The organism is Pacificimonas aurantium (assembly GCF_020092905.1).
Lineage (GTDB): Bacteria > Pseudomonadota > Alphaproteobacteria > Sphingomonadales > Sphingomonadaceae > Pacificimonas > Pacificimonas aurantium.
The window spans coordinates 86,738-107,663 of sequence record NZ_JAGSGB010000002.1 but is presented as its reverse complement, the minus strand read 5'-3'; the positions used below and the strand labels follow the sequence as shown (position 1 = coordinate 107,663).

The 20,926-nt window shown below is 62.9% G+C and carries 24 protein-coding genes; 15 read left to right on the top strand and 9 right to left on the bottom strand.

What is annotated here, in order from left to right:
* Nucleotides 1-122: 122 nt before the first annotated feature.
* The 3 genes from uvrA to KCN53_RS07330 all read left to right on the top strand — a co-directional run bounded on the left by uvrA (nucleotide 123) and on the right by KCN53_RS07330 (nucleotide 4,919).
* Complete coding sequence (gene uvrA / locus KCN53_RS07340) at nucleotides 123-2,996, top strand: excinuclease ABC subunit UvrA (RefSeq protein WP_088712959.1); 2,874 nt, start codon at nucleotides 123-125, stop codon at nucleotides 2,994-2,996.
* A gap of 72 nt (nucleotides 2,997-3,068) precedes the next feature.
* Nucleotides 3,069-3,938: a macro domain-containing protein gene (locus KCN53_RS07335; protein ID WP_088712960.1), complete on the top strand. Its 870-nt coding sequence runs from the start codon at nucleotides 3,069-3,071 to the stop codon at nucleotides 3,936-3,938.
* Nucleotides 3,939-3,941: 3 nt separating this feature from the next.
* Entirely contained in the window at nucleotides 3,942-4,919 is a 978-nt protein-coding gene (locus tag KCN53_RS07330) for a DarT ssDNA thymidine ADP-ribosyltransferase family protein (protein WP_088712961.1), read from the top strand.
* Nucleotides 4,920-5,224: 305 nt separating this feature from the next.
* Here the strand turns inward: KCN53_RS07330 and KCN53_RS07325 are convergent, their stop codons facing one another.
* Nucleotides 5,225-5,779, bottom strand: a complete 555-nt coding sequence (locus tag KCN53_RS07325) for a hypothetical protein (RefSeq protein ID WP_088712962.1) — start codon at nucleotides 5,777-5,779, stop codon at nucleotides 5,225-5,227.
* A 155-nt stretch (nucleotides 5,780-5,934) separates the two neighbouring features.
* Between KCN53_RS07325 and KCN53_RS07320 the strand changes: the two genes are divergently transcribed.
* The 3 genes from KCN53_RS07320 to KCN53_RS07310 all read left to right on the top strand — a co-directional run bounded on the left by KCN53_RS07320 (nucleotide 5,935) and on the right by KCN53_RS07310 (nucleotide 8,316).
* Nucleotides 5,935-6,783, top strand: a complete 849-nt coding sequence (locus KCN53_RS07320; protein ID WP_088712963.1) for a hypothetical protein — start codon at nucleotides 5,935-5,937, stop codon at nucleotides 6,781-6,783.
* Between the two features lie 355 nt (nucleotides 6,784-7,138).
* The gene (locus KCN53_RS07315) at nucleotides 7,139-7,591 is read left to right on the top strand and encodes a ferritin-like domain-containing protein (RefSeq protein WP_207790617.1); all 453 of its coding nucleotides are present in this window, start codon (nucleotides 7,139-7,141) and stop codon (nucleotides 7,589-7,591) included.
* A 191-nt stretch (nucleotides 7,592-7,782) separates the two neighbouring features.
* Nucleotides 7,783-8,316 (top strand): DUF2721 domain-containing protein, encoded by a 534-nt coding sequence (locus tag KCN53_RS07310; protein WP_088712964.1) that lies wholly within the window; start codon nucleotides 7,783-7,785, stop codon nucleotides 8,314-8,316.
* A gap of 30 nt (nucleotides 8,317-8,346) precedes the next feature.
* Here KCN53_RS07310 and KCN53_RS16045 read toward each other — a convergent pair whose 3' ends face one another.
* Nucleotides 8,347-8,475: a hypothetical protein gene (locus KCN53_RS16045; protein ID WP_263435056.1), complete on the bottom strand. Its 129-nt coding sequence runs from the start codon at nucleotides 8,473-8,475 to the stop codon at nucleotides 8,347-8,349.
* A gap of 243 nt (nucleotides 8,476-8,718) precedes the next feature.
* On the opposite strand from KCN53_RS16045, the gene KCN53_RS07305 reads away from it, so the two are divergent.
* A complete protein-coding gene (locus KCN53_RS07305) occupies nucleotides 8,719-9,297 on the top strand; it encodes a fasciclin domain-containing protein (protein ID WP_172406261.1) in 579 nt (192 codons plus the stop codon).
* Nucleotides 9,298-9,356: 59 nt separating this feature from the next.
* Here the strand turns inward: KCN53_RS07305 and KCN53_RS07300 are convergent, their stop codons facing one another.
* Together KCN53_RS07300 and KCN53_RS07295 are read right to left on the bottom strand one after the other, a co-directional pair.
* Complete coding sequence (locus KCN53_RS07300) at nucleotides 9,357-9,890, bottom strand: hypothetical protein (protein WP_143712245.1); 534 nt, start codon at nucleotides 9,888-9,890, stop codon at nucleotides 9,357-9,359.
* Between the two features lie 241 nt (nucleotides 9,891-10,131).
* Nucleotides 10,132-10,512, bottom strand: a complete 381-nt coding sequence (locus KCN53_RS07295) for a VOC family protein (RefSeq protein WP_088712967.1) — start codon at nucleotides 10,510-10,512, stop codon at nucleotides 10,132-10,134.
* 127 nt (nucleotides 10,513-10,639) lie between these two features.
* Here KCN53_RS07295 and KCN53_RS07290 point away from each other — a divergent pair, with 127 nt between their 5' ends.
* Together KCN53_RS07290 and ypfJ are read left to right on the top strand one after the other, a co-directional pair.
* Entirely contained in the window at nucleotides 10,640-12,175 is a 1,536-nt protein-coding gene (locus tag KCN53_RS07290; protein ID WP_172406262.1) for a flavin-containing monooxygenase, read from the top strand.
* Between the two features lie 36 nt (nucleotides 12,176-12,211).
* Nucleotides 12,212-13,090: a KPN_02809 family neutral zinc metallopeptidase gene (ypfJ, locus tag KCN53_RS07285; RefSeq protein ID WP_088712969.1), complete on the top strand. Its 879-nt coding sequence runs from the start codon at nucleotides 12,212-12,214 to the stop codon at nucleotides 13,088-13,090.
* Between the two features lie 16 nt (nucleotides 13,091-13,106).
* On the opposite strand, the gene KCN53_RS07280 is transcribed toward ypfJ, so the two are convergent.
* Nucleotides 13,107-13,454: a ribose-phosphate pyrophosphokinase gene (locus KCN53_RS07280; RefSeq protein ID WP_088712970.1), complete on the bottom strand. Its 348-nt coding sequence runs from the start codon at nucleotides 13,452-13,454 to the stop codon at nucleotides 13,107-13,109.
* Nucleotides 13,455-13,527: 73 nt separating this feature from the next.
* Between KCN53_RS07280 and KCN53_RS07275 the strand changes: the two genes are divergently transcribed.
* The 4 genes from KCN53_RS07275 to KCN53_RS07260 all read left to right on the top strand — a co-directional run bounded on the left by KCN53_RS07275 (nucleotide 13,528) and on the right by KCN53_RS07260 (nucleotide 16,493).
* Nucleotides 13,528-13,755, top strand: a complete 228-nt coding sequence (locus tag KCN53_RS07275) for a hypothetical protein (RefSeq protein ID WP_088712971.1) — start codon at nucleotides 13,528-13,530, stop codon at nucleotides 13,753-13,755.
* Entirely contained in the window at nucleotides 13,755-14,195 is a 441-nt protein-coding gene (locus KCN53_RS07270) for a hypothetical protein (protein ID WP_088712972.1), read from the top strand. The genes KCN53_RS07275 and KCN53_RS07270 overlap by 1 nt, the downstream gene beginning before the upstream one ends.
* Before the next feature lie 80 nt (nucleotides 14,196-14,275).
* Entirely contained in the window at nucleotides 14,276-15,739 is a 1,464-nt protein-coding gene (locus KCN53_RS07265) for an NAD-dependent succinate-semialdehyde dehydrogenase (protein ID WP_088712973.1), read from the top strand.
* A gap of 16 nt (nucleotides 15,740-15,755) precedes the next feature.
* The gene (locus KCN53_RS07260; RefSeq protein ID WP_207790618.1) at nucleotides 15,756-16,493 is read left to right on the top strand and encodes a hypothetical protein; all 738 of its coding nucleotides are present in this window, start codon (nucleotides 15,756-15,758) and stop codon (nucleotides 16,491-16,493) included.
* Between the two features lie 15 nt (nucleotides 16,494-16,508).
* Here the strand turns inward: KCN53_RS07260 and KCN53_RS07255 are convergent, their stop codons facing one another.
* A complete protein-coding gene (locus tag KCN53_RS07255) occupies nucleotides 16,509-17,312 on the bottom strand; it encodes a helix-turn-helix transcriptional regulator (RefSeq protein WP_224199500.1) in 804 nt (267 codons plus the stop codon).
* A gap of 151 nt (nucleotides 17,313-17,463) precedes the next feature.
* Between KCN53_RS07255 and KCN53_RS07250 the strand changes: the two genes are divergently transcribed.
* The gene (locus KCN53_RS07250; protein WP_224199497.1) at nucleotides 17,464-18,111 is read left to right on the top strand and encodes a DUF1134 domain-containing protein; all 648 of its coding nucleotides are present in this window, start codon (nucleotides 17,464-17,466) and stop codon (nucleotides 18,109-18,111) included.
* Nucleotides 18,112-18,133: 22 nt separating this feature from the next.
* Here KCN53_RS07250 and KCN53_RS07245 read toward each other — a convergent pair whose 3' ends face one another.
* The 3 genes from KCN53_RS07245 to KCN53_RS07235 form a co-directional block, all read right to left on the bottom strand.
* A complete protein-coding gene (locus KCN53_RS07245) occupies nucleotides 18,134-19,090 on the bottom strand; it encodes a winged helix DNA-binding protein (protein WP_172406263.1) in 957 nt (318 codons plus the stop codon).
* Between the two features lie 180 nt (nucleotides 19,091-19,270).
* Entirely contained in the window at nucleotides 19,271-19,555 is a 285-nt protein-coding gene (locus KCN53_RS07240; protein WP_088712974.1) for a PRC-barrel domain-containing protein, read from the bottom strand.
* Nucleotides 19,556-19,567: 12 nt separating this feature from the next.
* Entirely contained in the window at nucleotides 19,568-20,110 is a 543-nt protein-coding gene (locus KCN53_RS07235; protein ID WP_088712975.1) for a hypothetical protein, read from the bottom strand.
* Between the two features lie 205 nt (nucleotides 20,111-20,315).
* Here KCN53_RS07235 and KCN53_RS07230 point away from each other — a divergent pair, with 205 nt between their 5' ends.
* Nucleotides 20,316-20,915 carry an SOS response-associated peptidase gene (locus KCN53_RS07230; protein WP_088712976.1) on the top strand — a complete coding sequence of 200 codons (600 nt, stop codon included), beginning with the start codon at nucleotides 20,316-20,318 and terminating at the stop codon, nucleotides 20,913-20,915.
* Nucleotides 20,916-20,926: the final 11 nt, after the last annotated feature.

The window sequence follows — 20,926 nt, the reverse complement described above, 5'->3', positions numbered from 1 at the left end:
CCCGGGTCGGCCGACCTCTTGCCTCGATGGCCGCAAGGACCCACCTCGCCCCTTCCCCCGTTCGCCCCGAACAGGTAGGTCCGATCCGGACGGAACATTTCAGGAACGAAGAGGCGTTGTGAATGGCCCTGACGACCATCAGCGTGCGCGGCGCGCGCGAACATAATCTGAAGGACGTCTCGCTCGACATTCCGCGCGATGCGCTGGTCGTCGTCACCGGCCTGTCGGGTTCGGGCAAGTCCAGCCTGGCCTTCGACACCATCTATGCCGAGGGCCAGCGCCGCTATGTCGAGAGCCTCAGCGCCTATGCGCGCCAGTTTCTCGAAATGATGCAGAAGCCCGACGTCGACCATATCGAGGGGCTCTCGCCCGCCATCTCGATCGAGCAGAAGACCACGTCGAAGAATCCGCGCTCCACCGTCGCCACGGTGACCGAGATCTACGACTATATGCGCCTGCTCTGGGCGCGCGTCGGCATTCCCTATTCGCCCGCGACCGGGCTTCCGATCGAAACCCAGCAGGTCAGCCAGATGGTCGACCGCATCATGGCGCTCGAGGAGGGCGCGCGGCTGATGCTGCTGGCGCCGGTCGTGCGCGGCCGCAAGGGCGAGTATCGCAAGGAGTTCGCCGAGTGGCAGGCCGCCGGCTTCCAGCGCGTGAAGGTCGACGGCGAGATCTACCCGATCGAGGAGGCGCCGAAGCTCGACAAGAAATACAAGCACGACATCGCCATCGTCGTTGACCGCATTGTCGTGAAGGAGGGCATCGAGACGCGCCTTGCCGACAGTTTCGAAACCGCGCTGTCGCTTGCCGACGGGCTGGCCGAGGCCGAGTTCGTCACCCGCGAGGGCGAGGAGGTGCGCGATCCCATCCTCTTCTCGCAGAAATTCGCCTGCCCCGTCTCGGGCTTCACCATTCCCGAAATCGAACCGCGGCTCTTCTCGTTCAACTCGCCGCAAGGGGCCTGCCCGGCCTGCGACGGCATCGGCGAGAAGGCCTATTTCGACCCCGACCTCATCGTCCCCAACACCAAGCTCTCGCTCCAGCGCGGCGCGGTGGTGCCCTGGGCGAAGTCGCAGCCCCCCTCGCCCTATTACATGCAGGTCCTGCGCTCGGTGGCGAAGGCGTACAAGTTCGGTCTGTCGACGCCGTGGGAGGAGCTGCCCGAAGAGGCGCGCGAGGTCATCCTTCACGGCACGAAGGGCAAGCCGATCACGCTCAGCTTCGAGGACGGCAAGCGCAAATATGACGTCAAGAAGCCCTTCGAGGGCGTCGTCCACAACCTCGCCCGCCGCCTCGCCTCCACCGACAGCGCCTGGATGCGCGAGGAGCTGACCAAGTTCCAGTCCGCCGCCCCGTGCGAGGCGTGCGGCGGCGCGCGCCTCAGGCCCGAGGCGCTGGCGGTGAAGATCGCCGGCGACACCATCTCCGACGTGGCGCGGCTTCCCGTCGACGAGGCCTATGCCTGGGCGCAGGGCCTGCCCGGCCGCCTCTCCGACCAGCAGAACCAGATCGCCGCGCGCATCCTCAAGGAGATCGTCGAGCGCCTCGGCTTCCTCGACAATGTCGGCCTCGACTATCTTAACCTCGACCGCAAGTCGGGCACGCTGTCGGGCGGCGAAAGCCAGCGCATCCGCCTCGCCAGCCAGATCGGCAGCGGCCTTTCGGGCGTCCTCTACGTCCTCGACGAGCCCTCGATCGGCCTGCACCAGCGCGACAATGACCGCCTGCTCGAAACCCTCCGGCGCCTGCGCGACCTCGGCAACACCGTCATCGTCGTCGAGCATGACGAGGATGCCATCCGCACCGCCGACCATATCGTCGACATGGGCCCCGGCGCGGGCGTCCATGGCGGCGCGGTCATCGCGGAGGGCACGCTCGACGACATCCTTGCCAGCGAGGACTCGCTCACCGGCGCCTATCTGTCGGGCCGCCGCCGGGTCGAGGTGCCGCAGCAGCGCCGCAAGGGCAATGGCAAGGCGCTGAAGCTGACCGGCGCCACCGCCAACAACCTCCAGTCGATCGACGCGAAGATCCCGCTCGGCACCTTCACCTGCGTCACCGGCGTCTCGGGCTCGGGCAAGTCGTCATTCGTGATCGACACGCTCTACCCCGCCGCCGCGCGGGCGCTGAACGGCGCGCGCATTCCCGTGGGACCGTACCGGGACCTGAAGGGGCTCGACCATCTCGACAAGGTCATCGACATCGACCAGTCGCCCATCGGCCGCACCCCGCGCTCGAACCCCGCCACCTATACCGGCGCCTTCACCGCAATCCGCGACTGGTTCGCCGGGCTGCCAGAGGCGCAGGCCCGCGGCTACAAGCCCGGCCGCTTTTCCTTCAACGTGAAGGGCGGCCGGTGCGAGGCGTGCAAGGGCGACGGCGTCATCAAGATCGAGATGCACTTCCTGCCCGACGTCTACGTCACCTGCGACGTGTGCAAGGGCGCGCGCTACAACCGCGAGACCCTCGAAGTGAAGTGGAAGGGGCTGTCGATCGCCGACGTCCTCGACATGACGGTGGAGGACGCCGCCAGCGCCTTTGCCAATGTCCCGCCCATCGCCACGAAGATGCTGATGCTGATGGAGGTCGGCCTTGGCTATGTGAAGGTGGGGCAGCAGGCGACCACCCTGTCAGGCGGAGAGGCGCAGCGCGTGAAGCTGGCGAAGGAGCTGTCGAAGCGCGCGACCGGCCGCACCCTCTATATCCTCGACGAGCCCACGACGGGCCTGCATTTCGAGGATGTGCGTAAGCTGCTCGAGGTGCTGCACGCCCTCGTCGAACAGGGCAACAGCGTCGTCGTGATCGAGCATAATCTCGAGGTCATCAAGACCGCCGACTGGATCATCGACATGGGGCCGGAGGGCGGCGTCGGCGGTGGGACGGTCGTCGCGGCCGGCACGCCCGAACAGGTCGCAAAGGCGAAGGGATCATATACCGGGCGGTACCTGGCGCCGATGTTGGGGGTGGACGCAACGCGGCAAGCGGCCGAATGACCGCGCATACACATCCCTTCACTTGCGCGACTCGAACCCGCACAGGCAATAATCAGCAATTGGGGGAATAGAATGATCGTATATCATCGAACCAGTATCTTGGATTCAAACGCCCAGACTGTGGTAAATACGGTAAATACCGTGGGGGTAATGGGCAAAGGATTAGCCAAGTCTTACAAGAACCTATACCCGACTATGTTCGACCAATACAAACTATTCTGTGACGATGGGCTTATCGATATAGGCAAACTTTGGTTGTGGAAGGGTCCCATTCAGTGGGTACTGAATTTCCCAACCAAGCGTCATTGGCGATATCCTAGTAAGCTCGAATACATAGAAGCGGGCTTAGCAAAATTCGTTGAATCCTACGAGCGACTGGGGATACGAGAAATTTCGTTTCCTCCTCTAGGCTGCGGAAACGGGAATCTGGACTGGGAAGTAGTTCAGCCGTTAATGCATAGTTACCTGCACAAACTTCCTATCCGGATTTACATTCACGATCACTTTGTAGACAACGGTCTGGTCGAGCACAGAGCACGTCTTGGAGAGCGATATCCACGTTCATTTCATGATTTCGTGTGCGACCTCAAGGATGTGGCTAGAGAGTGTGCAAGTGACCTGAAAACGATAGGGAACAGCACTCCCTTTTCAGTAACGGCAGACGATTCTGAAAATTCGCTTACGATTCGGGCAAACAAGAAGCGCTATAATGTGGACGAATATGATCTACACGATTTCTGGTCCCTGCTTCAAAAAGGGCCTGTTCGTCGCACTATAATGTCCGGATCAGCATTTGATGCTGCGTATTACTTAATGGCAATGGCTAATGAACTGAAGTACGTACGCTCACTTCAGATATCCGATGACGCAGGTGAAGGGGCGATCGGAGTCGAGCTGGACAAAAGTTTTGCAAAAGCCGAGTCAGTCGTAGGCCGGTACTAAACCGTGGGCATCAGTCAAAACAGCGCTTTAAGTCACATAAGGGCCTGGAAGAAACGTTTTTCTCATTCTTCATATAGATACCGTACCAATTGGCCAAGTCGATTGTTCCGACATGACCCACTAGAGAATGTCGCCAAAATCCTCCAAGCTGGAGAGATTCGCGGTCGAAATATTGCCGGACAAGACATAGAAAAAGACGTCGCATCGCAAGAAGTGTTATCCACAAATAGGGATCCATATGACTACGTGCGGCTTTATTTTCGCCCGAAGACCCCGACGCAATACCGTATAGAAGGGTGTCGAAAGCCGCAAGAAGAGTTGGGCTGGCCGCATTCACCCACGCTTGGAATTTTTCTCCTAGATTCGACAAAGGTGTTGACTCGCAGCGACTGTTATTTTTCTGATGGCAATACCCAGAACTCGGATACCGTCATTTATAATGATGAGTCTGGGTTTGAAAAAATAGATTTTGATAAAGTATACCATGAGGGTGGTTTCGGTACCAGCAATCCGGACAATAGTGATATCATAAGAAAGCGATGCGCTGAAGTTTTGGTGCCGGATAGACTGGAATTGTCTCATTGCCTTCAGGCTGTAATATGTCGTTCACATGCCGAACGTTCTTATCTCTTGCACTTACTCGGCTCGGATTCTTCAAAATGGTCGTCCCGTATAAAGGTGTTTTCTAAGCCCGGCATGTTTGAAAGTCGTTTCTCCTATGTTGAAAGTGTGGATATACATCAGGGTGGCCTCAACATCGATTTCCATCCACGACGGGATGGACAAAAACTACGGACAGAAGTCTTTTGCCAAGGTGTTGGTGACCACTTACCCAGCTTTCGGTGGGAGGAAGAAGATCGGAATGTTTCTGTTCGGCTCTATACCGCACCCCTTGTACCCGGAACTTTTCTAGTTACCATCAAGCTCGAGGGAGAAGTGGTATTTGTTAGCCAAATGGAACTCGTCACTCATCCTGTGTAACTTTCCCAGAAGAAATACTATTAGTATATAGCAACCACTCGGTCCACACCGATGGACTTAGGGTAAAATCGACGATTTTTTCGGTCCAAAATAGAACTTTATCTGCACGCTGTCCGCACCTCGAAACCGAACCAGCGTGGCACGCATGACCGACGCCTTCCACTACGCCTGCCCTGGACCACGTTCCGGGGTCCGCCTTCCGAAGCCGCTTGAAGAAACCGTGGGCCAGCAATGGACGGCGGCGAAGCAGAGGGCGCCATCGAGATGCGCCCTGAGTCCGCCTATCGCCTAAGTTGGCGCATCCACTACCTCGCAACGGAATAGTTTAGAGCTACTTTGACGTTATCTCTCAGATGCTCGGTTCTTGCCCCGCGCGGGTGACGGATGCCGATGGCAAGCGTTTCGCCTCCCTTCTGAGCGTACCAGGTCCGCTCCGGCGTGGGTGACGCTTCGAACTGCGCCCCGTTTGGCATCGCGCGCCAGGCCTTGACCGAAAACACGAACAGCCGAGATGGTTGGTGTCTGTCCAGGATCTCGAACATCCGGGGACCCAGACGATCCCATTGCGCGGGCGTGCCATGCCCGGACATCTGCGCGGACGTGCCGATCGAACTCGGCAGGATGTTGAAAAACACTTTGTCGGCCCAGAACAATTTCGGGTCACTGCTGTCAAAGGCCCGCATGATGGCCCGGAAGAAGAAATAGTCCTCCCGGCCGCTGGTAATCCGCTCAAGCACTTCGATGGTCAGTTCGGAGCGGTCCTGTTCGGGCGGGTCCAAATAGTGCGAGTGACCGGCAATCGCGATGCCACCAGGCCGGTACTCCCGCCCGACGAACGGGCTGTGTTCAACGTCTTCCACACGCTCCTCCCTAGCTTCGGCTAGTCATCGCCCCCCGTCCAGGCCTCACCCCACGCCGCCACGCAACCCTCTTCAAGAATAGGAGAGTCTCTGCATACTCCGGTTGCCCCCTAGCGCTTCCGCCTCTCGCGGGAGCCGACCCGAAGGAGGCAGACATGAGCAGAGACAGCTTTCCGCACATTCCCGACGAGACCCCCGCACGACCTTTCGCTCCCGACACCGCACCCGGACTGGCCGAGCCGACGGCCTCGCCCGCACCGCTCCCCATCCCGGGCCAGTCCGGGTCCCTTTCCAACGCCCAGTCCAACGTCACGATGCCGGCCCATTTCCCGGACCAGTCGCCCGCCGACGACAATTTGCCGCCCGGCCCCTTCCAGGGCCCCGTGCACCGGCGGCAATGGACCCCGGCTGTGCAGCGGCGCTTTCTCGAAACCCTCGCCGAAACGGGCTGCGTCTCCTACGCCGCCGACGCCGTCGGGCTCAGCCGCGAATCCGCCTATCGCTTCCGCCGCCGCACCGACCAGCGCCTGTTCGCGGAGGGCTGGACCGCCGCGCTCGCGGTAGCGGGCGAGAGCCTGGCCGACATCGCGCTCGAACGCGCGCTGGAGGGCAATGAGGAGGTGATCTGCGACCGCGACGGCGTCGTCACCGGCCGCCGCATGCGTCAGGACAACCGCCTGCTCATCTTCCTGCTCACGCATATGCACGGCGGCAGGATCGCCGGAAGAGGGAGCGGCAGGGGCGCGAGCGGGCCACACGCCTCCCCCACCCCGCTCGGCGCTTCGGGGTCCCCGCGCGGCCTGCCCGCCATCCTCAACGCCATTACCCGGCGCGGGCAGCGTCCTGCCGGCGAGCAGGCGGCGCTCGCGCGGCAGGCGGAGGAGCTGCGCCGCGAGGCGGCGGCGGAGCGCATGCTGTCGGACACGCCCACCGATACGATGTTCGCGCATTACCGCTCGGTCGTGGAGGGTCTGGAGCGCCGCCCCCGTCCCGGCGAGGACTGAGGCGGAGGCTCGAGGCGGAACACCGAGGCGGGTCACTGAGGCCGGGCGCCGACCCATGCGCCGCAACCTCATCCTCTCATGCGCCCCTCTCATGCACCCACGCGCGTACGCCCGCGCGTACACACGCGCAGGCGGGCGCACACGCGCGCTGAGGTGTGACCTAGTGTGACCTATATAGGATTTGGGGCTTCGCCCAGGCTGGGTGGCAATGAAGGTGGCATAGGCCGCCGAAAATCATCCCGGCCGGATGAATGAAATCATTTCGGCCTAGTACATTCCGGAACAATCGCTCGTCTCTCCCGTTGGTTGGGGCAATAGACAAAATCACGTTGTTTCAACGATTAGGAGGCCCCTTTTGAATACCGCTATCAAGACTCTCGAAACCCTGACCGACACTGCCATCGACTCGGTGCGCGGCTATGAACTGGTTGCCGAGCGCGCCGACAATCCGGCCGTGAAGACCGCCTTTCGCGACCGCGCCCAGAACCGCCGCGAGACCGTGGCGAAGCTCAACGACGAGCTTGTCCGCGTCGGCGGCGAAGCGCGGACCGAGGGCACCGTCACCGGCGACCTTCACCGCATCTGGACGAAGCTGACCGACCGGCTGTTCGACTCGAACAAGGCCGCGACCGACAATGCCGAGGAGGGCGAGGACTATATCAGGAAGAAGTTCGAGGCTGTCATCGACGGCGGGCTGCTCAAGGACGAACCGAAGACGCTGATGGTCATCGAAAACGCGCTGACCGAGATTCGTGCCGGCGAACGCATCACCGACATGTTCGAGGAACGCTACGAAGAAGCCGCGTAAGGAGACTCCCAGCCGGGTGGCCATGAAGGTGGCGACCGCCACCGGAAATCATCCCAGCCAACACTAACCGGGTGGCAATGAAGGTGGCGCATGCCGCCGGAAATCATCTCGGTTCAGAAACTACAAACAGGGCTGCCGGTTCGTCCGGCGGCCCTGTTCGCATGCGGGAAAGGCGTTAAGGGTACAGGGTCATGGGCATTCCCGTCGTCAGTCCCATTCTCGGCAGCGTTGCCGAAACGACCGCGAATGTCGCGGCGCGCACTGCCGACACCGCGAGCCTGGCGCATACGTTGGAGCTTGCTCTGGCCCCCGCCTTCCTGATCGTCGGCATTGGCAGCCTGCTCAATGTCCTCACCAGCCGCCTCGGCCGCGTCGTCGACCGCGCGCGGCGGATCGAGGCCGAATTCGAAAGCTATGACGAGCGCCGCCGCTCGATCGCGGCGGAGGAGCTGCCCTATCTCGAACGGCGCACCGGCCTCATCAACACGGCGATCTTCTGTTCGGTCGCCGCCGCGCTGTGCGTCGCCCTTACCGTCGCCATCCTGTTCGTCGCGCCCTTCGTGCCGCCCCGTCTCGGGACTGCGGTGGCGCTCCTGTTCGTCCTGGCGATGATCCTCATTGTCTTCGGGCTTGTGGCCTTCCTCCTCGAAACCCGCACCGCGCAGAAGGGGCTGCGCGCGCGCCGCACCGCCTCCGCGCTCCCGCCGACGGGACCGCGATTATAGCGTGAGGGGACTCTGGAGTAAGGGGAAGCCCTAGGGCCGCTTGTCCTTCAGCCCCTCGCCGCCCTTCGGATCGGGTTTGCCCTCTTCGCGCGTTTTCTCGCGCGGGGTCGGGCTGTGGGGGTGGTCGCTGTCGGGCCGGTTGCTGTCCTTGCCGCTCATGTCCTGTCTCCTTCTGTCGGCAGGTCAACGCGGTAACCGGGCCCAGGGTCCTCAGGTCAGGGTCCCGAGGTCGGGGTGCCAAGGTCAGGGCGATGGGGTCCGGCCCACACTTTCGGGGACTGCGTTTTCGCCCCCGAAAGGAAGCCTTGCGAAGTCGGATCGACCGGTTACACTTCGATGTCGGAAGGGTGCACCCGGCACGAGAATTCGGGGCGCCCGAACGAAAATTTGGGGAGGTCTACTATGAAGATGGTGTTTGCCACCGGTCTGACGGCCGCACTGCTCGTCTCGACGGCGGGCTGCGACGAACCGCAGCGTGATCCGCGGCTCAAGATTGACGAGGAAGTCGCCGCCGAAGAGCCGGCGGGCCCGCAGGCCGCCGAGGCGCTTGCCGAGCGGGAGGAGCTTTCGACGCTCGCCGGGCTGATGACCCAGACCAACATGGGACCGGCGCTCGAGGGCGCGCGCTCCCTTACCCTTTTCGCCCCGACAAACGAGGCCTTCGAGAAGGTCGACCCCTCGACGCTGGAATTCCTGACGGCGGAGGAAAATGCCAGCACGCTCCGCCAGCTGCTCGGCTATCACCTCCTCCGCAGCGAGATGAGCTCGCAGGAACTGATGGCGAGCCTTGAGGGCGGCAGCGACGACACCGCCTCCATGACGACGTCGAACAATTATCAGCTGACCGCCGAGCTGACCGAGGAGGGCGAACCCGTCATCCTCGACGGCCGCGGCACCCAGGCCCGGCTGGTGGAAACCGACATTCCGTTGGCGAACGGCACGCTTCACATCGTCGATACGGTGCTGATGCCGCCCGAATAGGGGCCCCCTCCCGGCAAGCCACTCCTGCGCCTCATTGGCCGATGGGTTGACGGGGCAATCTAGCGGGGCGGTGCGCCGATCGCCTGCCGCACCAGGACGATGGCGCGGTCGCGGGCCTCGTAACCGTGGAACAGGAGCGCATGCTCGTTCACCCGGCGTGTGTCCTCGGCGTGGTCGGTCACCTCGCCTCCGTTCAGCGCCTCGCGGCGCTCCTTGATGCGGATACAGCCCGGCTGCTCGCAAAGCAGTTTCAGCGCCCAGGCATCCTGAAGATAGGCTGCGGGCACCTGTTTGCGCAGATCGTCCGGGTCAAGGCTGACGCTGCGAATGCTCCGCACGGCCTTGGTCGCCTCTACGGTCGTTTCCGCGACGATCTCGATCTCGGTCCAGGACCAGAGGTCGGCGCCGAAGTCTGCGTCTTCGACCTGCCAGCGCAGCGATACGGCGCGGCCATCGGCACGGTCCGCCCTGGCGACCGCCTCGAAACTGGCGGGAAGTTCTTCCCGGGCTTCGGCCTGCTCCGCTTCGGTGGGGAGCGAATAGTTGCCGCAGGCGGCAATCAGCAGCGGGAAGGCAAGGTGGGGAATGCGCATTATCTTCTCGAAAATGACCTCGCCGGAAATGAAACGGACCGCCCGGGCAAATGCCCGGACGGCCCGCAAACATGGATCAGCGGCCGGTAGTCCGACCCGGAGGACCCTGTAACGCCGCTTGGTTAGGCGGCAGTCGTTCCGGAAGGCTGAACCGACCCCTTAACTGAACCATGAGACATCGGATCACCTCCTTTCGCTTGATTGAACTTGACGCCGACTATGGCGTCGGGACGAACCGGACTCAACCCATATTCATCTTGTAGACGCAAATCTTGTTGCCGCACGGGTCGTAGAAATAGGCACCGTAAAAGACATTCTCGATCCGCCAGCCGGGTTCGCCGTCTCCCTTGGCTCCCGCGTCGATTGCGGTCTGGTACGCCTTGTCGACCGTCTCTGTATCCGGACAGACGAGGGCGATCATCGCGCCGTTTCCGCAGCTCGCCTTTTCCTTGTCGTAGGGTGTCGCCACGGCAAGCATGGCGCCCTGCCCGTTACCGTAAAACCAGCCGCGCCCTTCCGGCACCTGGAACAGGCGCTTGCCGTCCAGCGCCTCTGCAAGCTTGTCGTAGAACGCCAGCGACGCGTCCAGATTGTTCGTACCGACGAATGCATATCCGATCATGGCTAATTCCTCCCTTGGGTCCTTTTTGTACCGAACTTCGACCGCTTTCCTGCCCGGAAGAAAGCGGAAAGTCCGCCTCCCCAATGCACCCGCTACACAGCGGTGCAAACTATGGCATACTCAGCCCATGGCCGACATCGATCCTGCTGCAGACCGCCTGGCCTCCCGCGCTCCGGCGCCGCGCCTGACTGCCATCATCGTCGGCGCGGGCATGTCCGGTCTGCTGGCCGCCATCCGCCTGAAGCGCGAAGGCATTCACAGCTTCGTCGTGCTGGAGAAGGCCGAGGACGTGGGCGGAACGTGGCTGCATAACCGATATCCCGGCGCCAGTTGCGACATTCCCAGCCACCTTTATTCCTATTCCTTCAGGCCGAAACCCGACTGGTCGCGAATGTTCGCGATGCAGCCCGAAATCCTTGACTATTTTCGCGACACCGCCGCCGAGGAGGGCCTTCGCGCTCATATCGCTCTGCGCACTGAGGTCAGCGCGGCGCGCTTCGAGGAAGCCCAGGGCTTGTGGCATGTGGAGGCGAAAGACGGTCGCCGCTGGGATGCCCGTTTCCTGGTCATCGCCACCGGACAGCTGAACAAGCCCCGGGTTCCTGACATACCCGGCCGGCGCGACTTCGCCGGCATTCAGTTCCACTCCGCCGAGTGGAACGAGGCCGCGAATGTCGAGGGAAAGAATGTCGTTGCGGTCGGGACCGGGGCGAGCGCGGTCCAATTCGTACCGCCTGTCGCCGATCAGGCGAAACGCCTGACTGTCATTCAGCGATCGCCGAACTGGCTGGTGCCGAGGCCCGACCGGGAGTTTTCGAGGCGTACGAAGGCCGCTTTCGGTCTTCTGCCGCCGCTGCGCCTCTTGCTGCGCGGCTATATCTATCTGACGAACGAACTGAATTTCCACGCGATGAGACACCCCGACGGCATCATCGCCAGAGTCATGGAACGGCGCGCTCGAAAACATCTGGAAGAGCAGGTTCCGGACCCGGAACTACGCCGGCAGCTGACTCCGGACTATCCGATCGGCTGCAAACGCATACTGATCGCCAGCGACTATTATCCTGCTCTGATGAGAGACAATGTGGATCTGGAATCGGATGCAGTGGCACGGGTCCACCAGACGGGGGTCGAACTGGAAAGCGGCAAGCGCATTCCCGCGGAAATCATCATCTGGGGAACCGGGTTCGATACGGCCTCTTTCGTGGCGCCCATCGAAGTCACCGGCCGGAACGGGCAGCGCCTGGTGGAGGTTTGGCGTGATGGCGCACAGGGATACAAGGGCACACTGGTCAGCGGGTTTCCGAACATGGCAGTGCTTTATGGTCCCAACACCAATCTCGGCCACAACTCCATTATCTTCATGGCAGAGCGGCAGATGGACTATGTGATGAAGATCATCAGGCATGTGCTGGGTAAGGATCTGCGCTTCGTCGATGTGCGCGAAGAGGTCGAGGACCGCTGGAACGAGGCGCTGCAGAGGCGGCTGGGCCGGACAGTGTGGGCGGCGGGCTGCGACAGCTGGTACAAGCATGACGGAAAGATCATCAACAACTGGTCCTCTTCGACCCTGCGCTTCGCCTGGGAACTGCGCAGTTTCGACGAGCGCCGGTTCGAAGTGGCTGGATGGCCCCTGCCTGCCGGGCAGGAACTAACTGCCTGAGCGAACCGTCTGCCCTTTGGAAAAAGGGAGACGAACATGGTCCAGTGGCGAGGACGGCGGGAAAGCAGAAATGTCGGCTATAAGTCGTCCGGTCGCCGGAGCGCGGGGATACCGCTTCCGATCGGGAAAGGCGGCCTCTCGCTCGGAACGCTTGCCATTCTCGTCGTCGCTGCGCTGATCTTCGGCGTGAACCCGCTTGCGCTACTCGGCGGTGGGAACCCTCCCGCCGGAGGCGGAAGCGTGCCGCAAAGCGCTGAAACCAACTCAGCAGATGCCTGCGATATGAGCGACATCAACGCCTTCGTCTGCGTCATGCTCGCCGACACCGAAACAGTGTGGGACGAGGAATTCGCCGAAGCGAGTGCGGACTATCCCGAGCCGATGCTGTATTTTTACGATGGCTATGCCCAAACCAGCGGATGTGGTGCTGCGCAGGCCGCCGTCGGGCCATTCTACTGCCCGCCCGAAAAGGCCATCTATATCGATACGAGTTTCTTCCAGCAGCTCGAGGATATGGGCGGTTCGGGCGATTTCGCCGCCGCCTATGTCGTCGCTCACGAAGTCGGACATCATGTGCAGACGGTGTCCGGTCTGTCGCAGCGCATCCGCACCGCGCAGCAGGGCCTGCCGACGGCGGAGGCGAACGAGCTGCAGGTACGCATGGAGTTGCAGGCCGATTGCTACGCGGGCGTTTTTGCCAACGAGAACTCGGAATATCTCGACCACGGCGACATCGGAGAAGCCGTCGCCGCGGCAAATGCGATCGGCGACGACACCCTGCAGCGCAACGCCGGGCGGCGGCCGGTTCCGGACAGCTTCACGCATGGAACCTCGGCGCAGCGCCAGCAATGGTTCCTGACCGGATATGAAACGGGCGACCCAGCGTCCTGCGATACCTTTGGCGCGCGCCTGTGAGCGCCCATGCTGGGCCTTACTCTTCGGCCCAGAAGGAGAAGACCTCTGCCTGCAGGCTCTCGACATACCGGCGCGCCTCCGGACCTTCCCAAGGGCCAGCATATTCGGACGGCCCCAGCCCGGTCCACCACCCCTGTCCGGGCAGCCGGTCGGACTGCCGGACGACCAGCACGGCAAGGTCCGGTTCCCCGCGAGCCCGTCCCTCGCTGTCGATATCGCCGAGCAGCCGACAAAGCGCGCGCATCTTGGGACGCGAAAATCCGAAACCCTGGCTGCCCAGCGCTTCGGAATAGGTCACGCTTTCCCCTGCCCGGGCAGCGGCGATAAGAAAGGCCCGCAGAAGGTCGGGATCGAGGAAACTCATGGTCAGGCGACTTGTACCACGCGCCTCGACACCTAAATAGGTGTATTATAACCCTAAGTCAGCCGGAGGCGCCATGTTCAACCTGATATCCCTGCTTATCGGGATCGTGACGTTCATATTTCTGGTCGTCGTCTTCATTGTCCCGCTGGTCGGGGGGATCGGCGCCTGGCTCGCGCTCGTGGCCGCAATTATTGCGACGGGCATCGGCCAACTTTCTTCGAGCAAGACCGGCCGCAATTTCGGCATCTTCGTTATCCTCGTCGCGCTGCTGCGCATCTCTATCGGCGGGGGCATTCTTTGATGCGAGTTGCTCCGGCAGCTCTACTTCTGCTCGCCGCATGCAGTCAGAGCGTCGAGGAAGGCGAGCCCACGCCGGAAGCGGTCGCGGCCGCAGCCGAAGGGCCGCGGGCCGTCGTGGATGCCTATTATGCGGCGCTGAATTCGGGCGAGTATGACACGGCCTGGCAGCTGTGGGGAAAGGACCCCGAGGCCGACTCCGAGGAGTTCGAGACCTTCGTTGAAGGCTTTGAAGATACGGAGCTCGCGATTGCCGAAGTCGGGGAGGCCGGGGCGGAACGCATGCGCGACGGCTGGGTCTACGCCGAAGTTCCCGTCCGGGTCGAAGATCTGAAAAGCGATGGGACAGGCAGCGGATATTCCGGGACCTACACCGTCCGCCGGTCCGTGGTGGACGAAGAGTCCTGGCATATTTACGAGGGCGATCTCACGACGCGTAGCTGACCCGGCCCGCCGGGACGAAACCGGCGACGGGGCGCACCCGTTCGCAGACCAGACGCAAACGCCAGACCCAGGGACCCCAAATGACACTTTCTCTCTCCCGCCCGGACCTTCTGAAGGAAGATTGCTACCTTGCCGGGGAATGGACGGGCAGCGAGCAGCGCATCGCCGTCACCAATCCTGCCACGGGCGAAACCATCGCCAATGTGCCGAAGATGGGGGCGCCGGAGACGAAGGCCGCCATCGACGCCGCCGAGGCGGCCATGGCGGACTGGTCCCGCCGGACCGCGAAGGATCGTGCCGGCGTGCTGCGCAAATGGGCCGACCTGATGAAGGCGCATCGCGACGACCTCGCGGTCATCATGACTGCCGAACAGGGAAAGCCGCTGGGCGAAAGCCGCGGTGAGATCGACTATTCCGCCAGCTTCCTCGAATGGTTCGGCGAGGAAGGAAAGCGCGTCTACGGCGACATCATCCCCGGTCACCAGCCCGACAAGCGCATTCTGGTCATGAAGCAGCCCGTCGGCGTCTGCGCCGCGATCACGCCCTGGAACTTCCCCTCCGCAATGATCGGCCGCAAGGTCGGCCCTGCGCTTGCGGCCGGCTGCGGCATGGTGATCAAGCCGGCGACGGCCACGCCGCTCAGCGCCTTTGCCATGTGCGTTCTTGCGGAGGAGGCCGGCGTTCCCAAGGGGCTGCTATCCTGCCTGACCGGAGGCGCATCCGACATTGCCGGCGAGATGACCTCTAACTTCAAGGTGCGGAAGCTGACCTTCACCGGCTCCACCGAAGTCGGCGCGAAACTGATGGCGGCCTGTTCGGAAAACATCACGAAGGTTAGTCTCGAGCTTGGCGGCAACGCGCCCTTCCTGGTCTTCGACGACGCCGACATCGACGATGCCGTCGAGGGGGCTCTCTCCAGCAAGTTCCGTAACGCCGGGCAGACCTGCGTCTGCGCCAATCGGATCTATGTGCAGGCCGGCGTCTATGACCAGTTCCTCGAGAAGTTCGAAACGGCCGTCCGAAAGCTGAGCGTCGGCAATGGCATGGACGAGGGCACCGATATCGGTCCGCTGATCGACCGCGATGCCGTCGAGAAGGTGAAGGAGCATGTCGAGGACGCGGTCTCGAAGGGGGCCCGCGTCGTTGTAGGAGGCGGGCCCGACGATCATGGCGACCTGTTCTACACCCCCACCCTTCTCGCCGATGTCCCGGTCGAAGCGCAGCCGAGCACGGAGGAGACGTTCGGCCCCCTTGCCCCGGTTTACCGGTTCGAGACGGTCGAAGAGGGCATTCGCCTGGCCAACGACACCGTCTTCGGCTTGGCTGCCTATTTCTACGCCCGTGACTATGCCCGGGTCATGCACGTCGCGGAATCGCTGGAATATGGCATCGTCGGCCATAATACCGGGCTGATTTCCACGGAAGTGGCGCCGTTCGGCGGTGTCAAGCAGTCGGGCCTCGGCCGCGAGGGTTCGAAATACGGCATCGACGACTATCTGGAGATCAAATATCTCTGCATGAGCGGCGTCGAAGCCCGCAGCTAGACAGGGGGTCGCACCCGTGTCGATTGCACTTGCCGGCTGGGTCATCGCCTCCCTGTTCGCCTGCGTTCACCTGTTCGCAGGCCGGCTGACCATCCTCGACAAGGTGCCGCGAAGCCGCTGGCTATCCTTCGCGGGCGGGACGTCGGTCGCCTATGTTTTCGTGCACCTCATGCCCGAGCTGGCCGAATATCAGGAGCACTTGCTGGACACGTACGGCGACGCGGAGCTGCCGGCGGCAGAGCTCCATATCTGGCTGATCGCGCTTATCGGGCTTAGCTTTTTCTACTGCCTGAACCAGTTGATCCGCCAGCATGCGCAGGCGGATGCCGCGGACCGGGACGCCGCGCCGTTGCAGGCATTCTGGCTGCACCTGTGCGCCTTTGCCATTTACAACTCGGTGATCGGCTATCTGCTCGTAACCACCGAGGAACGCGGCGCCGAAGAGCTCGCGCTCTACGGCACGGCGATGGCCCTTCATCTCCTCGTCGTCGATCACGGCCTGCGCGCACAGCATGGCGACCTATACAAACAGCGCGGGCGATGGCTCCTCGCCGGGGCGCCGCTGTTCGGGGCCGCGCTCGGATCGAGCTTTCTCGTCAGCGAAACGGTGGTCGTGGCGCTCGTCGCTCTGTTGGCGGGATCGGTCGTCCTGAACGTCCTGAAGGAGGAGTTGCCGGAAGACCGGCACTCCCGCTTCGGGGCGTTTCTGTTCGGCGCAGCCGCCTATAGCGGCCTGCTCATCGCCTCGGGCTAGGCGGGCCGACCGCTTTTAGGCGGCGAGGCCCAGATAACCCAGCTGCCCGGCCTTGAAGATCGTCTGGCTGCGGTTCACCGCGTCCAGCTTCTCGCCGGCATTCTGGATGTGGAAGCGGACCGTGGCGTGACTGCGCGACAGGATGAGACTGATTTCCTTGTCTGTCTTGCCGATCGCCGCCCAGCGCAGGCATTCGACCTCGCGCTTCGTCAACTGGCAATCCGCCGGCAGCCACTGACGCTTGCGCACGACCTTCGCATAGCCCGCGATGAAGCGGTGGGCGTAGACGCTGAGCTCGTCGGCGTGAGCAGCGAACTCCTCGGACAGGTCCTCGCGCTCAGGCGAATGCGGACCTGCGAAAACGGCACCGATCTGGCCGAAAGGGAGGTGAAGCGGGAAGACGAGCGAGGACTTGCACCGCGCGCGCTTCTCGAAGTTGTTGAGGTCGATGCTGTCGAGATAGGGATTTGGCTGGGCAGTGCGGAAACCGTCCTTGTTCACCCAGAAGGGTTCGCTCTCGTAGCGGCACGCCCGGTGCAGCGGGGAGTGAAGCGCGATGCGCCCCTCTTCCCAGGCCTTCTCCTCCTCCTCGGCAAAGCCGAAGACGCCCAGCGCCAGAACATCGCCATTGGCGTCGATCATCGGCGCCTTCGACGCGATGTTCGCCGTCGGAACGACAGCCCAGCCCGGAAGGCGCTCGTTGAAGGCAGCCTTCAGCGCCTCGGCAGCCGGGCGAATATCCTCGGCCGTCCGAACGGACACGTTTTGCACAATTGAGTTATCAACCATCTCGAACAGTTCCTCCCCGATAAGAATCATGCCGTTTTTAACGGCTCGCTGTTTTCATAGGACATACGCATGCTTCGATCGCAAAGGCAAGGCCGGTCGGTCGAGCCGAACCCTATGGCCGCGGGGGATCGCAATGCTAAGGAACCGTAGACGCAGCAGATAGTCGGGCAGGTTCAATATTATGTCTTCATATGGACGCGGTTTCTTCACACTGTTCACGGCGCTGCTTCTTTCGGCCTGTGCGACATCCCCCACGCCTCCCCCACCAGCTGCGGAAGCGCCGGCAGCAGACTCAGCAGATGCGGAGACGCCGGCGGCCAGCACGGCGGAAAGCGGTGCCTCCGAAAACGGGTTCGACGAAGAGCGGATCCTCCGCGAGGCCGAGCAGACGTTCGGCGAAGGCGCAGAAGGCCTCGCAAAGTTGGTCGAGGACGTCTTCCGCGATAGGGGACGACCGAATGCCTATATCGTCGGGAATGAGGGATCGGGCGCCGTTGCGGTCGGTCTTCGCTACGGTGCCGGGCGCCTTTATCATGCCGTCGAGGGCAACCGCGAAGTCTACTGGAACGGACCGTCCATCGGCGTCGACATCGGCGGGGACGCCAACAAGGTCTTCGCGCTCGTCTACAACCTCTACGATACTCAGGACCTGTACCAGCGCTTCCCGTCCGTGGAAGGCAAGGTCTACGCGGTCGGAGGCTTCACCGCGAACTACATGCAGCGCGGCGATGTCGTCATCGTACCCATCCGTCTGGGCGCAGGCTGGCGCTTCGGCGCGAACGTGGGCTACCTGAAATTCACCGAGGACCGGTCCCTCCTGCCCTTCTGACGCAGACGATACACAAACCCGATCAAACGGTGACGTCGAGATAGCGCTCCATCAGCGTGGCGGTTCGGTCCGACAGGGTGATAAAGCTTCGCCGCCCGTCCTGCGGGTCCGGGCAGCGTTCGAGTAGTCCTGCGTCCGTCAGCGCCTTGATCCAGCGCAGCGCCGTGGTCGTCGGCACCGCGGCGGCGATGAACAGCGAAGAGACCGACACCGACCGTCCCTCGTGCCGCGATGCGGCGAGGTCGAGCAGGATGTCCCAGGCCGGGTCGGCAAACAAGTCCGCCGGAAAGAAGTCCGACCGCAGGCGGCGCTTGCGGATAATCTCCCGGATCAGCGCCGCGCTTTGTGCCGCACTTCGGGGGTCCACGTCCGGCGCTGCTTCCTTACCGGGCCGATCAACCAGCCGATCGAGGATGTGGACAATACGGGCAACCTGTGAACGAAGGTCCTGAAGCTCGTGAGTCCCATAGGCCGAGCCGTCGGTACGGAGGCGGTTGCCTCCCTCCGCGGGGCCCGGGCGCCGCCCTGCTGCAACCTCATGCCGTTCAGTGCAGTCGTGCCCGGACGGTCTGCCCAGTTGCCGGTCATCTAATTGCCGGCCGTCAGATCGGTGCCCCTCCAGCACGGATACGAACTCCCCCTGTTCGATCGGCCACAGCAGAAATGCAGCGCCTTCGATATCCATGAGGGTACCCAGATCGTCGAGGCGACTTGGGTCCGAAATGAACAGGATGTCGGTTCTTTCGCCATTCGAAGCGGACCTTAGCCGGTCGAGCCAAGGTCCAAAGTGGGCGGCGTCCGTGTCGAGGATGAGCAAGTCCGAAGCCGAAGCTCCCCTTGCGGCCGCCTCGGGCTCGGTTATGGCGGAAAGGTCGCGCCCGCGGTAACCGGCCTGCTGCAATTGATACGCCAGGGCGGCCGCGTTCGGCTCTGAAACCGCATAGGCGACCGCCCCGGGCGCCTCCCCGTAATCCGCCATCGTATTGCCCCCTGCCCCACAAGTCCCCGCAGAATAGGCCAAAAACAATCAAAGTGAACCGGGTATCTAGGCCGGTTCCTATTCGGGCGTTCCCTGTGTCAGGCAGGGGGCGGCTGGCCGTTCCGAAAAAAGCCCCGCCGGCAGAACCGACGGGGCAGTGGAGAGTAATCGGCGAGCGCCCTATCGGTGGACGCGCGAGTAGGTCGGTGTGTAGCCAGCTGCCGGCTCGCGGTAGACAACGCGGTCCGGCCGGATATCGAGATATTCCACCCCGCACATGCGCCCATCCTTCAGCGCGATCGCCACAACATGTTCCTTGTCCTTGTCGACGATCATGTCGTCGACGATGCCGAATTCCAGCCCGGCCTCGTCGACAAGCGGGCGGCCCCGAATATCCTGATCGGAGTCGACCAGTTTCCAGTCGCCGAGACGGTCGAGCTCCTCATAGCGTTCTTCATGTTTCATGATGCGGCGCTCCTATTCGTCGGTTTCGATCGAGTCGGCATAGATGTAGGCCTCGGTTCCGGCCGGCATGTCGGCGCTGACGCCGTCCGACAGCGAGCCGTCGGCCGCGCGAACCTCACCCTCGACGTCGATGGTCATGCCGGGGTTGATGTCATATTCGCCTTCCATCGGCGTATCCGGGGTGGGCGTCTGGTCGAACAGCACGAGCGTCTGCTGATCGCCCTCGCCGATATAGAACATCATGTCGCCAGGGACGCTGGAGACGGTCACATTGTCGAGGTCGACGTCGGTGCCGACGAGCGAGGCAATGCCCGACAGACCCGCCAGCGTCGTGATCGTCGCCGTGGCCGGCATGTCGATCTCGTCCTCGAGATCGGCGAATTCATCGCCCGCCACATATTCCTCTTCGGCGACGATGCCGGTCTCGGCGGTCTCGATGTCCTCTTCTTCCTCCGCCAGCAGCCACCAGGCCAGCAGTGCGACGATGATCAGTGCCAGCAGCACCCAGACCCACCCGGGTATGCCGGATCGTTTCTCAACGGGAATTTCTGCCATCGGTTGTCCCCTTTCCTCGTGTAGACGGCGCAGGTTCGCCGCGTCGCCCCAACCAACAGGCCGCGCCCTAGCTTGTTCCCTGGTAGTGGTTAGAAATTGGTCGGGACTACAGGGGTTTAATCAAAGTTGTTATCCCATGATGGAAACTGCGATGAAGCGCAACGGCGCTTGCCCTGGTGGTGCGGCTCGCGCAGGAGGGCGGGCCATGTGCAATCTCTACAAGATGCGCGCGACGCTGGAGGAGCTGACGCGCCTGTTCGGCGTCGAGCGCAATACCGCCGGCAACCTGGAGCCGCGCGACGAGATCTTTCCCGGCCAGGACGCCCCCGTGATCGCCACCGGCAAGGGGGCGCAGCGCAGCCTGGGGACGATGCGCTGGGGCTTCCCGCCGCCGCCCGGCAAGGCGACGCGCCCGGTCACCAATGTGCGCAACCTCGACAGCCCCTTCTGGCGCAGCGCGCTGGAACGTCCCGCCCGGCGCTGCCTGGTCCCGGTCACCAGCTTCTGCGAGTGGACCGGCGAAACCGGAAAGAAGCGCAAGGTGTGGTTCTCGGTCAGCGACCTTCCCGTCTTCGCCTTTGCCGGCATCTGGCGCCCGGTGGAGGGCGAGCCGCCGCACTATGCCTTCCTGACCTCGGCCCCCAACGAAACGGTCGGGCGGGTGCACCCCAAAGCCATGCCCGTCCTGCTGACCCCAGACGACGCGGCGCTGTGGCTGGAGGCGGACTGGAGCGAGGCGCGCACCCTCGCCCGCCCGTTCCCCGACGCGCGAATGGTCGTGGACGACGAAGCCGCGCCCGCCTGAACGAGACCCGC

Excerpts from the sequence above, each read along its gene's own strand:
- uvrA (WP_088712959.1), top strand. The coding sequence starts at position 123 with ATGGCCCTGACGACCATCAGCGTGCGCGGCGCGCGCGAACATAATCTG.
- KCN53_RS07335 (WP_088712960.1), top strand. The coding sequence starts at position 3,069 with ATGATCGTATATCATCGAACCAGTATCTTGGATTCAAACGCCCAGACT.
- KCN53_RS07320 (WP_088712963.1), top strand. The coding sequence starts at position 5,935 with ATGAGCAGAGACAGCTTTCCGCACATTCCCGACGAGACCCCCGCACGA.
- KCN53_RS07310 (WP_088712964.1), top strand. The coding sequence starts at position 7,783 with ATGGGCATTCCCGTCGTCAGTCCCATTCTCGGCAGCGTTGCCGAAACG.
- KCN53_RS16045 (WP_263435056.1), bottom strand. The coding sequence starts at position 8,475 with ATGAGCGGCAAGGACAGCAACCGGCCCGACAGCGACCACCCCCACAGC.
- KCN53_RS07305 (WP_172406261.1), top strand. The coding sequence starts at position 8,719 with ATGAAGATGGTGTTTGCCACCGGTCTGACGGCCGCACTGCTCGTCTCG.
- KCN53_RS07300 (WP_143712245.1), bottom strand. The coding sequence starts at position 9,890 with ATGCGCATTCCCCACCTTGCCTTCCCGCTGCTGATTGCCGCCTGCGGC.
- KCN53_RS07295 (WP_088712967.1), bottom strand. The coding sequence starts at position 10,512 with ATGATCGGATATGCATTCGTCGGTACGAACAATCTGGACGCGTCGCTG.
- KCN53_RS07290 (WP_172406262.1), top strand. The coding sequence starts at position 10,640 with ATGGCCGACATCGATCCTGCTGCAGACCGCCTGGCCTCCCGCGCTCCG.
- ypfJ (WP_088712969.1), top strand. The coding sequence starts at position 12,212 with ATGGTCCAGTGGCGAGGACGGCGGGAAAGCAGAAATGTCGGCTATAAG.
- KCN53_RS07280 (WP_088712970.1), bottom strand. The coding sequence starts at position 13,454 with ATGAGTTTCCTCGATCCCGACCTTCTGCGGGCCTTTCTTATCGCCGCT.
- KCN53_RS07275 (WP_088712971.1), top strand. The coding sequence starts at position 13,528 with ATGTTCAACCTGATATCCCTGCTTATCGGGATCGTGACGTTCATATTT.
- KCN53_RS07270 (WP_088712972.1), top strand. The coding sequence starts at position 13,755 with ATGCGAGTTGCTCCGGCAGCTCTACTTCTGCTCGCCGCATGCAGTCAG.
- KCN53_RS07265 (WP_088712973.1), top strand. The coding sequence starts at position 14,276 with ATGACACTTTCTCTCTCCCGCCCGGACCTTCTGAAGGAAGATTGCTAC.
- KCN53_RS07255 (WP_224199500.1), bottom strand. The coding sequence starts at position 17,312 with ATGATTCTTATCGGGGAGGAACTGTTCGAGATGGTTGATAACTCAATT.
- KCN53_RS07250 (WP_224199497.1), top strand. The coding sequence starts at position 17,464 with ATGTCTTCATATGGACGCGGTTTCTTCACACTGTTCACGGCGCTGCTT.
- KCN53_RS07245 (WP_172406263.1), bottom strand. The coding sequence starts at position 19,090 with ATGGCGGATTACGGGGAGGCGCCCGGGGCGGTCGCCTATGCGGTTTCA.
- KCN53_RS07240 (WP_088712974.1), bottom strand. The coding sequence starts at position 19,555 with ATGAAACATGAAGAACGCTATGAGGAGCTCGACCGTCTCGGCGACTGG.
- KCN53_RS07235 (WP_088712975.1), bottom strand. The coding sequence starts at position 20,110 with ATGGCAGAAATTCCCGTTGAGAAACGATCCGGCATACCCGGGTGGGTC.
- KCN53_RS07230 (WP_088712976.1), top strand. The coding sequence starts at position 20,316 with ATGTGCAATCTCTACAAGATGCGCGCGACGCTGGAGGAGCTGACGCGC.